The sequence below is a fragment of the Klebsiella sp. NPDC088457 genome (genome assembly GCF_044900465.1).
Classification (GTDB): Bacteria; Pseudomonadota; Gammaproteobacteria; order Enterobacterales; family Enterobacteriaceae; genus Klebsiella.
Genome location: NZ_JBJDNH010000015.1, coordinates 30210 through 43283 on the forward strand (window position 1 = coordinate 30210; position 13074 = coordinate 43283).

Below are 13074 nucleotides of genomic sequence, written 5' to 3' on the forward strand. Positions count from 1 at the left end.
CGTCAGCTCAGCGCCAGAAGCTGGCGGGTATACTCCTGTTGCGGAGCGGTAAAGACGCGTTCGCACTCTCCCTGCTCGATAACTTCCCCCTGCCGCAGCACCATCACCTGATGACATACCGTGCGCACAACGCGCAAATCATGGCTGATAAAAATATAGGCCAGCTGATGCTTTTGCTGTAATGCTTTCAGCAGGGTCAGAATTTGCGCTTGTACGGTCTTGTCCAGCGATGAGGTCGGTTCATCGAGGACAATCAGCTGCGGTTTGACGATCAGCGCCCGGGCAATTGCAATACGCTGACGCTGACCGCCGGAAAACGCCGCCGGGTAGCGATGGCGGGTTTGCGGGTCGAGCCCGACCTCCTGCATCACCTGAATGACCGCCTGTTCACGGGCGGCCGGCGTGAGCGTGGGCTGGTGGACCCGCAGCCCTTCTTCAATAATCTGCAATACGTTCAGCCGGGGATTCAGCGACGAATTGGGATCCTGAAACACCACCTGCATCCGGCGGCGCAGCGGCAGCATCTGCCGGCGGCTGCGTCCCTGCAGCGGCAGGCCATCGAAGGCGATGGACCCCTCAGAGGCGATCAGGCGCAGCAGCGCCAGCCCGGTGGTGCTTTTTCCTGATCCGGACTCGCCCACCAGCCCCAGCGTTTCACCCGCGCGCAGCTGAAAGCTGAGCGCATTGACCACCCGATTACGATCGACCACCCGGCGGAGGATCCCTTTGCGAACCGGAAAAGCGACGCTGAGATCGGTGGCGTTGAGCAACAGCGGGGCATCTGCGGCCAGCGGGATTGGCAGGCCGCAGGGTTCGCTGTCCAGCAGCCGACGGGTATAGGGGTGTTCGGGGGCGGAGAACAGCGTGCGACAGTCGTTTTGCTCGACGCAGCGACCGTTTTGCATCACCGCGACGCGGTCTGCTAGCTGGCGGACGATGCTTAAGTTATGGGTGATAAACAGCAGCCCCATATTCAGCTCGTTTTTCAGCTCGCGTAAAAGCTGCAGAATTTGCGCCTGCACGGAGACATCCAGCGCGGTGGTGGGTTCGTCGGCAATCAACAGCTCCGGACGGGTGAGCAGGGCCATAGCGATCATCACCCGCTGGCGCTCGCCGCCGGACAGCTGGTGCGGATAGTCCGCCAGCCGGCGTAGGGGATGACGGATCCCTACCCGATCCAGGCAGTTCACTATTTCCCCGCGGGCGGCTTCCCGGCGCATACCGCGATGCAACGACAGCACCTCATAGAGCTGCTTTTCCAGGGTATGCAGCGGATTGAGCGACACCATCGGTTCCTGGAAAATCATCGCAATACGGTTGCCGCGGACTTTGCTCAAGGTACGCTCATCGGCATGCAGCAGCGACTGGCCGTGAAAACGGATGTCCCCGCCCGGGTAGCTGACCGGCGGCGAGGGAAGCAGGCGCAGCACCGAGAGCGCGGAGACGCTTTTCCCGGAGCCGGACTCACCCACCAGCGCCAGGGTCTCGCCCGCGGCAATGCGCAGCGACAGCTCGCTGACGACGGTCGTCGTTTCCCCTTGCTGACTGAAGGCGATGGAAAGGTTGTCTATTTCTAACAGTGGCTGCGTCATGTTATACCGCCTTGCCGGGGTCGAAGGCGTCGCGGACGGCTTCACCAATGAAAATCAATAACGTTAACAGTACCGCGACCGACAGAAAGGCGGCGATGCCCAGCCACGGCGCCTGCAGATTGTTTTTCCCCTGCAGCAGCAGTTCGCCAAGCGATGGCGAGCCGAGCGGCAGGCCGAAGCCGAGAAAATCCAGCGAGGTCAGGGTGGTGATGGAGCTGCACAGAATAAACGGCAGGAAGGTCAGGGTGGCGACCATGGCGTTGGGCAGCATATGGCGCAGGATAATATGCCGGTCGCTGACGCCCAGCGCCTGGGCGGCGCGAATATAGTCATAGTTACGGGTACGCAGAAACTCAGCGCGTACCACGCCCACCAGCGTCATCCAGCCAAACAGTACGGTAATAACCAGCAGCCACCAGAAGCCCGGCTGGACGACGCTGGAGAGCAGGATAATCAGGAACAGGGTCGGCATGCCTGACCACACTTCAATAAACCGCTGTCCCCACAGATCGAGCCTGCCGCCGTAGTAGCCCTGAACCGCCCCCGCCAGCACTCCCAGCACGCTGGAGAAAAAGGTCAGCAGCAGGCCGAACAGAATCGAAATCCGCGTACCGTATAAAATGCGGGCCAGCACATCTCCCCCGTTGGCATCGGTGCCCAGCCAGTTTTTCGCCGATGGCGGCGACGGGAAAGGGCTATCGGTGGCGAAGTTGATGCTGGTGGCGCCGAAGCGGACCGGTGCCCACAGCACCCAGCCGTGAGCGTCCAGCTGCTTTTGCAGCCACGGATCCTGGTAGTCGGCGGCGGTGGCGAAGTCGCCGCCAAAGGTCTTCTCGCTATAATTTTTCAATGCCGGAACGTACAGGCTGCCGCGATACTGCACCAGCAGCGGGCGGTCATTGGCAATAAGCTCCGCGCACAGGCTACAAACAAAGAGAATCGCAAACAGCCATAGCGCCAGGTAGCCGCGACGATTGTGGCGAAAGCGCGCCCAGCGGGCCTGATTGACGGGACTCAGAAATGACATCAGCGGCCCTCAAAATCGATGCGAGGATCGACCAGCGTGTAGCACAGATCGCTGACAATATTCAGCAGCAGGCCGATCAAGGTAAAGATATACAACGTGCCGAACATCACCGGATAATCGCGGGAAACGGTCGCCTCATAGCCCAGCAGCCCCAGGCCATTAAGAGAGAACATCACCTCGATGAGCAATGAGCCGGTAAAGAACATGCTGATAAACATCGCCGGGAAGCCAGCGATGACCAGCAGCATGGCATTGCGGAACACGTGTCCCCATAAAATTTGCTGCTCACTCACCCCTTTGGCGCGGGCGGTCACCACGTATTGTTTGCGGATCTCATCGAGAAAGCTGTTTTTGGTCAGCATGGTGAGGGCCGCAAAGCCGCCGATAACCGTTGCCAGCACCGGCAGGGTGATATGCCAGAGATAATCGAGGATCTTCTGATACCACGGCAGGCTGTCGAAGTTGGCTGACACCAGCCCGCGTAGCGGAAACAGGTCAAAGTAGCTGCCACCGGCGAAGATGACGATCAGGATAATGGCGAACAGGAACGCCGGGATGGCATAGCCGATAATAATCAGCGTACTGCTCCAGATATCGAACTGGCTGCCGTTGTTGACGGCCTTGCGGATCCCGAGCGGGATCGAGACCAGGTAGATAATTAAGGTGCTCCACAGCCCGAGGGTGATGGAGACCGGCATACTGTTTTTGATCAGCTGTAATACCGAGGCGCTGCGGAAAAGGCTGTCGCCAAAATCGAAGCGCAGGTAATCGCCGAGCATTTTCAGGTAGCGCTGATGAAGCGGTTTATCGAAGCCATAGCGGTGAGTAATCTCGGCAATCACTTCCGGATCGAGGCCGCGTCCGCCGCGATAATGGCCTTCGCTGACGTTGCCGACGCCGGTACGGGCGTGGCTGGCGGCCATACCGCTCTCTCCGGCGCCCGGCAAGCCGCCGCGATCGCCAAACTCAATTGCCGCAATGGCCTGATCGACCGGGCCGCCGGGGGCTATCTGGACAATAAAAAAGTTGATCGTGATGATCGCCCACAGGGTGGGGATTATCAGAAGCAACCGGCGGAGCAGGTATGCGCCCATCGTCATTCCTTACCGTCTGTCCGCGGGCAGTTTTGCCGCTTTGTTAACGTCATACCACCAGGTGTCAAAACCGGATGAGTAGATGGGGCGCGTTTGCGGGAAGGAGAACTTGTTCCAGTACGCGGTCCGATCCTGCGCCATATACCACATCGGCAGCATGTAGTAGTTCCAGGTGAGGACCCGGTCCAGCGCGCGCCCCAAAGGGAGAAGTTTCTGCTGGTTACCCTGCCAGCGAATGATCCCGGCAATCAGTTTATCCACCGCCGGGCTTTGAACTCCCGGCGCGTTGTAGCTTGAATGAATATATGACGAGTCCCAGGAGATCTGCAGGTCAGTCCCGGGCCAGGGCGTCGCGCGCCAGACGCTGGGCATCATATCGTAATCCCGGCTGCGGCGGCGGTTGCTGTATTGAGAGTTATCGACCTGACGAATATCCATGGTGATACCCAGGCGCTGCAGATTATGCTGGAACGGAAGCACCCAGCGATCGTTGCCCCCGGAAGGCAGCAGCAGCTCAAAGCGCAGCGGTTTGCCGCTTCTGGCATTCACCCGGCGCTGGTTTTTGACGACCCATCCCGCCTGATTAAGCAGCGCATCCGCCTGCAGCAGGTTGCCCCGATCGAAACCATCGCCGCGGGAGCGCGGCGGCTGGTAGATGTCGCTGAAGACCTCCGGCGGCAGATCGTTTTTCAGCGGCGTCAGCAGCGCGAGTTCATCGGCATCGGGAGCGTGACGGGCCGCATATTCGGTGTTCTGAAAGTAACTGTTCGCGCGGCTGTAGGCGCTGTAAAACAGCGCCTTGTTCATCCACTCGAAATCAAAGGCGAGGGTGATCGCCTCGCGGACCTGACGGTCGGCAAAAACCGGGCGCTGGATATTAAAGGCCAGCCATTGGGTATCCTGGGCCGAGGTATTTTGATACTGGTCTTTGACGATGTAGCCGTGGTCAAAGTTGCGTCCTACGTAGCGGGTGGCCCAGTTTTTGGCAATGGTCTCTTCACGGCGGTCGACGGCGCCAGCCTTAAAGGCTTCAAAGGCGACGTTATCATCGAGATAGTAGTCGTAACGCAGGGTGTCGAAATTCCAGCGCCCGCGGTTAACCGGCAGATCGGCCGCCCAGTAGTCCTTGACCCGCGAATAAACGATGTACTGGCCCATCCGCCAGTCGGTAATACGGTAAGGCCCGCTGGCCAGCGGCGGGGCGGAGAGCGGATCGCTGAGCTTATGCTGGCGCCAGAATTTCTCCGGCATCACCGGCAGGGAGAGCAGACTCAGCATGTTCTCTTTACCCGGCTGCGCGAGGGTGATGCGTACGGTGAGCGGCGCGATGGCTTCGACGGTGGTCCCTTTGTAGAACAGGCGGAACTGGGGCACCCCTTCGGTCATAAATTTGTGGAAGGTAAAGGCGACGTCGGCGGCGGTTATCGGGCTGCCATCATGAAAGCGCGCGCGTGGGTTGAGGGTTATCTCCATCCATGAGAAGTCGTCGGCGTAGCGCGTGCGTTCGGCAATGAGCGGGTAATAGCTGCCCGGCTCGTCATCGGAAGTGGTGAACAGGGTATCGTACAGCGCATCGGTACGCACTCCTGGGTTGCCGCGCAGCGCGTAGCGGTTGAAGTTATCAAAGGTGCCAATGGCGGCAATGACGATCGCGCCCCCTTTCGGCGCCGCAGGATTAGCGTAATCGAAATGGTCAAAATCGACGCGGTATTTCGGCTCGCCTATGATGGCGAAAGTGGTGCTCTCTTTAATCATTTGCGCCTGGCTATTCAGGCTCAGCAGAGTCAGTAATATCAGGCAGATGCGTGCAAACATAACCAGACGATTATCCTCCGTGGGCAGGCCCGGTATGCTCCTGCCTGTAGACTGGCATCATAAGGGATACTCAGCGGGCCGCAAAGTATTTCGCCGGTTGGGCATGGGCGGCAACCAGCGTTTCCAGAGGCAAAGGCCGGCTCAGCCAGTAACCCTGCAGATAGTGAACGCCATGTTTGCGTAACCATTCTGCCTGTTCCGGCGTTTCCACACCTTCTGCGACGGTCATCAGCTGCAGGCGACGGCTCAGCGTCAGCACCGCGTCGAGCACCGGTGAGGTGACGGTTTCGGTGCCGATGGCCTGGACGAAGCCGCGGTCGATTTTCAGGAAGTCGAAGTTATAACGTTCAAGATAAATCAGCGCGCTATGCCCGGTGCCGAAATCGTCAATCGCAATTTCGAAGCCCAGCTCATGCAGCCAGTCGAAGATCGCCAGCGACTTGTGTTTATCGATCATCGCGCGCTCGGTAATTTCCAGTACCACGCTGAAGTGGTCGGCCGGCAGGGCGGCGGCGAACTGCCGCATATCGTGGCGGAAACCGTCGGTATGCAGATGGGCCGGCGAAATATTCAGGCCCAGCTTGCTCCCGGCGGGCAGAATCGTTTGCAGCGTTGGCGCATCGCGGGCGATCAGCGCGAGCAGATGGTGCGTGAGGGGCACGATCATTTCCTGCGTTTCAGCAAGATTAATAAACACGTCGGGCGGGATTTCACCGGCCACCGGATGGCGCCAGCGCATCAGAACTTCAACGCCGCTAATCTGCAGGGTGTCGGCTTTGACCACCGGCTGATAGACAATGTAGAACTGATGGTTCTTTATCCCCATCTGGATGGCTTTACGCGGATCGGACTTCATCGTCAGGACGTAGTATCCCACCAGTCCGGCCAGCAGGCCGCACACTACGCCCAACAGCAGCGCAAACTGCGTGTTTTCCGACAGCCAGCTGTTTGCGTAGAGATAAACCTTCAGCGGTAGCCCTTTGATTTGCACCTCGCGAATCGGCTTGACGAGGATTGTCTGCGGATTAACAGGGCTATTTTTTAAGGTGGAGAGGATAACGTTATTCACCACCAGCGCAATACCGCTGAAGTCGTTCTGGCGGGCGGAATAGAGAATATAGGGCGTCAGGTTGGTATTAATCGACACGAAGATGCCATCGTTGCCGCCGTGCGGGCTACGTACCCACATTGCGAGGGCGGCGCTCTGCGGCATCATTGGCGTCCCCTGCAGCAGCCGCATATCGATCGGTTTATTGAGATTGAGGTGTGGAATTAACTGGACCAGCGGGGTATTCATGGGACCGGTAGCGGAGGAACAAAAAGCGCGGCCATCTTTTACCAGCAGAAAGGCGCGAACGTTCGGGCTGAAGGCCGCCCGCGCGGTCAGATCCGCTAAAACGTCGGCACAGTCGCGATCGACCATGGGCTGCAGGCTGGCAACCGTCTTATTCAGTTCGCCGAAGTATTCCGTCAGGTAGATATCGACATTGTTGATGATGCTGTCAAAACGTTCGGAGCGGTTGTGGTAAATCACCATAAACTGAATGCTACCGGCCAGCAGGGCGACGATGACTCCGATGAGTATGCTGGTCAGCCAGATATTACGCCGGGGGGAGAGGTAACGGGTCAGCATAGGCTATTGTCAGTCCGTATTAATGAGTCACGCCAATGGGTTGATAGAAAACACTTTCTCTACCTCCACTACAAGACATAGCTTATATTGCGGCGTTGAGATGTAAATGGGCAAAAAAAAACACTGCCGCGGCAGTGTTTTTTAATTCCTGCGCGTCAGCCAAGGGAAAACTGACGGCAGAAGAGATTACGAGCGGCTCAGAACCCGACGCGCTTCGTTATAGCGCTTTTTCCAGTACGGTTCGTTCATGCTGGAGATGGTCACACCGCTGCTGGTGGAAGCATGTACGAACTGGTTGTTGCCGATATAAATGCCGACGTGACGACCAGTGGAACCCGCCCGGAACAGGACTAAATCGCCTGTACGCAGTTGAGAACGTGAAATTGACTTGCCGGAATCCTGCTGCTCAGAAGTGGAGCGCGGCAGTTCCAGACCAAACTGTTCACGGAAGGTACGCTGCACGAATGCAGAACAATCGATCCCCTTCCGGGTGCTGCCGCCAAGACGGTAACGCACGCCTTTCCAGCTCGCATACTGGTCCATTAAACGGGACTTAACGTCCAGATTGCTGACCATTGTTTCAAATTCATCCTGAGAGGCTTGCAGTGATGATAAATCTTCACTACCCACAGCATGCGTCTCAGAATGCATATTCTTTGCGGTATGGCTTGTCGAACTACAGGCAGAAAGCAAAACTGCTACTGCAATCGCGGGAACGACCCGCAAGATATATCTCAAAATCGGCTGAGATTTGACCATGTTGTTTGTTTTCCCTTGTTGTCCTTAACGACAATGTCGTTATAAAAAATGCCAAACGTGGTAGAGCCTAAATACCTGGCAGCAATGAGACAATTCCTTAAACATAAATATGTGCGGTAACGCACAAATTTATTTCGCGCCGGATTGACGTTGCTGGAAAGGCAAAACGAGAACGAGATTACCCTATCAACCGGGGGATGGCGAGCGGTTTTGCGAGATTTCTTATAAGAAATTTTGCGTCTAAAAGTGAATCATCGGGAAAGGGCAAAATAGCGGCAATTATGGGTAAAAAATATGCAATTACTTCATTTGTAAGCTGATTAATGTGACAAAAAGAAGACGGCAGGCAAAAAAGAGGCCGCCAATAAAAAAAGGGACCGAGAACGATCCCTTATGGATATGTTTAACAGGATGTAGCAGAAAGATTAATTTTTCTGTCTTCCAGCGGGCAACGTACGATCAAACCACGCAATCAGTTTATCGCTTAACGGCGTCAACAGAACCCAGGGCGCGCCAATCAGCAGGGCGGTCAATGAGCCAACGGCAATATCGGTAAACCAGTGGGCGCCAATCATTACCCGAGGGAAGGCGAAAATGACAAAAATAGCCAGCGCGATGGCAAATGCGCGACGGCCAAAATAGCGCCACATGAAGGCGGCGAATATCAGCAGCATCATCCCATGATCGCCCGGGAAGCTGTCTTTCGAGGCATCTTTGGTCGGGAAGGAGACGACATCGCTGACTTTAACAATCCCGCTGAACGAAAGAGAAGGGCTGGCGCGTTTAACCGGCATCAGGTGCTGAGCCAGCTGGTTAATAATGACCGCGGACAGCAGCATCACCAGGCCGATAATGACGATTCGGCGGCGTCCGGCGCTTTGCTCTTTCAACCAGAAGCTCAACATCAGGCAGCCCATAGCCAGCAGAGAACAGGCGTCGAAGGCGCGATTATTGATGATTGCCAGCAGCCAGGCATAGGCGTGACTCTTTCCCACTCCCTGGTTAAAGAAGTGGAAAATGGTGGAATCCAGCGGGAACCAGAAACCATGGTTAGCCGGCAGATACCACGAGAAAAAAAGTGCGAAACCTGCGGCGTTGAGCAGCAGGATCAGGGGAATTCGGTTTTTAATCATAACGGTCGCGAGTTGTGTAAAACGGCTGAAAACATAACCGCCCTAACTTAAACGAAGTTTCAACAAAGAGGTTTGTAACGCATTCCAGTCCGCCTCAGATTCCGTAATCAGTTCAATGCGGCTATCCGGGGGCGCCACGTTTTGCGTTTCGATATGCAGGTCGAGCACCTGACGGTTGATACGCACCAGGCCTTCAGGAATCCGCAGCACGCCTTTCACCCGGCCAACCGGCGCCAGGCGAGCCCATTCGAGCAGGCCAATGGTATCAAACGTGGTATCGGCGTCAAAAATCCAGCCGCAGGCCTGGTAACCCTGGCCGCTGTTCAGGCTCCGACGCCAGCGCTGGTGGGCCGGTAAATTCAGCGCGGCCAGCCCTTTTTTCTGCTCGTGACGATGCGCATGTTCTGCGCTGGCCGCCAGCGGAGTGACGTTAAGACGCGGTAAATCCAGCAGGGCCGGGTCAATATTGCCCTGCGTCGCGCTGACCTGCAGACGACCGCCCGCCTGCTCCTGCCACCAGGCGCTAAACGCCCGTTCGCTTTCTGCCGTCATCCGGTCAGCCTTGTTGCTGATAATGACGTCGGCGGCAGCCAGCTGATCGCGAAAGTTATCATTAGCGACAACGTTATCATCCAGCAGCTGGCGGGGATCCAGGACGCACAGCGTCGCCCGCAGATCGATCCACGGCTCGTAGACGGCGGCGGTCAGAATATCGAGGATCTGTTTGGGATGGCCGAGCCCGGTAGGTTCAATCAGCAAGCGATCGGGTTTCCCCTGGCGCAATAAGGTATTCAGCCCAACCTGCATCGGCAGACCGTTGACACAGCACATGCAGCCGCCGGGAATTTCTTTGAGCAATGCGCCGCTATCGGCCAGCAGGGCGCCATCGATGCCCACCTCGCCAAACTCATTAACCAGCACGGCCCATTGTTCATTTGCAGGCTTATGGGCCAGCAGATGAAGAATCGAGGTCGTCTTACCGCTGCCGAGAAAGCCCGTGATCAAGTTTGTTTTGGTCACTTTTTCTCCAGGATGAAAATGTAATGTTGTAACAGTTTGCACTATCCTGACGAAAAAAGGGCGAAAAGAGAAGGGTTACGGCGGACAGAAAAGGGTTCTGTCCGCAAAAATAGCAGAAATTGTTAAGCCTCCAGCGCCGCCGCGATGGCCTGACGGGCGCCGAGGGTGGCGATCTGACGCCACGCCGCGCTGATGGCCGCCACAAACTGCGCATTGCGCGGCAGGTCGCTGCCAAAGATCTCTTCCAGAGTCAGCAGAGCATTCACGCGTTCCGCTTCATCGCTGCCGGCGACGAGGGCCTGGATCTTCTCTGCCAGCGGGTCACGAATATCAATTGGTTGTCCTGCGTCATCGATACCGCTGACGTAGCGCATCCAGCCGGCGACGCCGAGCGCCAGCAGCGGCCAGCGGCTACCGCGTTCAAGGTGGATGCGGATACCGTCGAGCATACGCTGCGGGAGCTTCTGGCTGCCGTCCATGGCAATCTGCCAGGTCCGATGTTTTAACGCCGGGTTGCGAAAGCGTTCGATCAGGCTGTCGGCATAGGCGCTGAGGTCAACGCCGGCAATCGTCAGCGTCGGGGCCTGTTCGTCCAGCATCAGCCGGCGTGCGGCGGTGCGCAGAACCTCATCCTGCATGCAGTCGCTGATATGCGCATGACCGGCCAGGTAACCGAGCCAGGCAAGGAAAGAGTGGCTGCCGTTAAGCATCCGCAGCTTCATCTGTTCCCACGGCAGGACGTTATCGGTCATCTGCACGCCGACGGTTTCCCACGCCGGGCGGCCGGCGACGAAATTATCTTCGACGACCCACTGAATAAAGGGCTCGCAGCTAATCGCACAGGGGTCGTCGACGCCGAGAGCGGCGCTGATTTCGGCCAGCGACTCGTCGGTGGCGGCGGGAACGATGCGGTCAACCATGGTGCCCGGGAAGCTGACCCGTTCGGCAATCCACTGCGCCAGCTCAGGGCTGCGTTTTTCCGCCATCCCGAGAACGGCGTTTTTCACCACGTGACCATTGTCAGGAATATTATCGCAGGAGAGCACGGTAAACGGCGACAGGCCCCGTTCGCGGCGGCGGGTCAGCGCTTCAACCAGAATACCCGGTACCGACTGTGGCAGCGTGGGATTTTCCAGATCGTGAATAATGCGCGGCTGCGTCAGATCCAGTAAACCGGTAGCGGGGTCGATACAGTAGCCCTTCTCGGTGATGGTCAACGAGACGATAGCGACCTGCGGTTCGCAAAACTTTTCGATGATCGCCGGCAGAGAGTCCAGTTTCGCATTCAGGCATTCATGAACTGCGCCAACCACGATCGGCTGGTTGCCGCGAGCGCCTTTTTCCAGCACGGTGAACAGGTGATCCTGCTGGCGGAGTTGGCTCATCAGCCGATCGCCGCTGAACAGACTAATCTCACAAATCCCCCAGTCTCCGCCGCTGGCGTTCAGCACCCGATCGGTGAGCAATGCCTGGTGCGCGCGATGAAAGGCGCCAAAACCGAAGTGCACAATACGCGAACGCAGCTGACTGCGATCATACTGAGGAAGCTGCACGCTCTCTGGTAGCGTGGCTGTTGCAATAGTCGTCATTATTCACACACCTGATTAACCAATAATTAACATTGCCAGTGTAAAGTTATATGATAGCAAATTAAATTGGTGAGCCATATTTATCCAGTTAGTGTGAGCTGGATCAATCAATTCAGCGGGACAATTTGATCCTTTGCAAGAAGCCTGTATGGTAGTCGTCATTGATGTTCGCATTATTGGTATAACAACTTTAAGAGGGCATAGCGATGGAACAAACCTGGCGTTGGTACGGGCCGAACGATCCGGTATCGCTTGATGATGTACGACAGGCTGGCGCAACGGGGGTGGTCACCGCGCTGCACCATATTCCTAACGGCCAGGTCTGGCCGGTTGACGAAATTAAACAGCGTCAGGCGCTGCTGGCGGAAAAAGGGCTGACGTGGTCGGTAGTGGAAAGTATTCCGGTACACGAAGAGATCAAGACCCATAGCGGGCAGTATGCGACCTGGATTGCCAACTATCAGCAGAGCATTCGCAACCTTGCGGCCTGCGGGATTGATACCGTTTGCTATAACTTCATGCCGATTCTCGACTGGACGCGTACCGACCTGGAATACCTGCTGCCGGATGGTTCGAAAGCGCTGCGTTTTGATCATATCGCTTTTGCCGCCTTTGAACTCCATATCCTCCAGCGTCCTGGCGCAGAAGCGGATTACAGCGCGGACGAACAGCGCCAGGCGCAGGCCTACTTCGCCGCGATGAGCTCGACGGAAATCGACAAGCTGACCCGCAATATTATTGCCGGCCTGCCGGGAGCGGAAGAGGGCTATACCCTCGATCAGTTCCGCGCACGCCTGGCGGAATATGACCATATTGATAAAGCGCAGCTGCGTGAAAATATGGCCGTCTTTCTGCGCGCTATCGTGCCGGTCTGTGAAGAGGTGGGCGTGCGGCTGGCCGTTCACCCGGACGATCCGCCGCGTCCGATCCTCGGCCTGCCGCGCATTGTGTCGACTATCGACGATATGCAGTGGCTGAAAGAGACCGTGGATAGTATTAACAACGGCTTTACCATGTGCACCGGCTCTTACGGGGTGCGCGCCGATAACGATCTGGTGAAAATGGTCGAAACCTTCGGCGATCGGATCCACTTCACCCATCTGCGTTCGACCTGCCGTGAAGAGAACCCGAAAACCTTCCATGAAGCGGCGCATCTCGGTGGCGACGTGAATATGGTGGCGGTGGTGAATGCGATTCTCAGCGAAGAGCTGCGGCGTAAACGCGCCGGCGATCTGCGCCCGATTCCGTTCCGTCCGGATCATGGTCACCAGATGCTGGACGATTTGCGTAAGAAAACCAACCCGGGATATTCGGCCATCGGTCGTCTGAAGGGGATGGCGGAAGTGCGCGGCGTTGAGCTGGCGCTGAAGATGACGAAGTACCCGGAACTGCTGTAATCCCGGCAGAAAGGT

The 13074-nt window shown here is 57.0% G+C and carries 10 protein-coding genes; 1 reads left to right on the forward strand and 9 read right to left on the reverse strand.

Annotated elements, in window-relative coordinates; genetic code table 11:
- Nucleotides 1-2: 2 nt before the first annotated feature.
- The 9 genes from yejF to ACI2JR_RS11700 all read right to left on the reverse strand — a co-directional run bounded on the left by yejF (nt 3) and on the right by ACI2JR_RS11700 (nt 11662).
- Nucleotides 3-1592 (reverse strand): microcin C ABC transporter ATP-binding protein YejF, encoded by a 1590-nt coding sequence (gene yejF, locus ACI2JR_RS11660; protein ID WP_132725516.1) that lies wholly within the window; start codon nt 1590-1592, stop codon nt 3-5.
- Between the two features lies 1 nt (nt 1593).
- On the reverse strand, nt 1594-2619 hold the full coding sequence (locus ACI2JR_RS11665; protein ID WP_132725514.1) for a microcin C ABC transporter permease: 1026 nt from the start codon (nt 2617-2619) through the stop codon (nt 1594-1596).
- Complete coding sequence (locus ACI2JR_RS11670) at nt 2619-3713, reverse strand: microcin C ABC transporter permease YejB (RefSeq protein WP_132725511.1); 1095 nt, start codon at nt 3711-3713, stop codon at nt 2619-2621. The genes ACI2JR_RS11665 and ACI2JR_RS11670 overlap by 1 nt, the downstream gene beginning before the upstream one ends.
- Before the next feature lie 9 nt (nt 3714-3722).
- Nucleotides 3723-5528 (reverse strand): extracellular solute-binding protein, encoded by a 1806-nt coding sequence (locus tag ACI2JR_RS11675; RefSeq protein ID WP_462478616.1) that lies wholly within the window; start codon nt 5526-5528, stop codon nt 3723-3725.
- A gap of 70 nt (nt 5529-5598) precedes the next feature.
- Nucleotides 5599-7161 carry a cyclic di-GMP phosphodiesterase gene (locus ACI2JR_RS11680; protein ID WP_132725507.1) on the reverse strand — a complete coding sequence of 521 codons (1563 nt, stop codon included), beginning with the start codon at nt 7159-7161 and terminating at the stop codon, nt 5599-5601.
- Nucleotides 7162-7347: 186 nt separating this feature from the next.
- The gene (mepS, locus tag ACI2JR_RS11685) at nt 7348-7920 is read right to left on the reverse strand and encodes a bifunctional murein DD-endopeptidase/murein LD-carboxypeptidase (protein ID WP_132725504.1); all 573 of its coding nucleotides are present in this window, start codon (nt 7918-7920) and stop codon (nt 7348-7350) included.
- Nucleotides 7921-8345: 425 nt separating this feature from the next.
- Entirely contained in the window at nt 8346-9053 is a 708-nt protein-coding gene (locus ACI2JR_RS11690) for a phosphatase PAP2 family protein (protein ID WP_132725502.1), read from the reverse strand.
- A 42-nt stretch (nt 9054-9095) separates the two neighbouring features.
- Entirely contained in the window at nt 9096-10073 is a 978-nt protein-coding gene (locus ACI2JR_RS11695; protein ID WP_462478617.1) for a CobW family GTP-binding protein, read from the reverse strand.
- Between the two features lie 122 nt (nt 10074-10195).
- Nucleotides 10196-11662 carry a mannitol dehydrogenase family protein gene (locus tag ACI2JR_RS11700; protein ID WP_462478618.1) on the reverse strand — a complete coding sequence of 489 codons (1467 nt, stop codon included), beginning with the start codon at nt 11660-11662 and terminating at the stop codon, nt 10196-10198.
- A 206-nt stretch (nt 11663-11868) separates the two neighbouring features.
- On the opposite strand from ACI2JR_RS11700, the gene uxuA reads away from it, so the two are divergent.
- Complete coding sequence (uxuA, locus tag ACI2JR_RS11705; RefSeq protein WP_462478619.1) at nt 11869-13059, forward strand: mannonate dehydratase; 1191 nt, start codon at nt 11869-11871, stop codon at nt 13057-13059.
- The last annotated feature ends 15 nt before the right edge of the window (nt 13060-13074 follow it).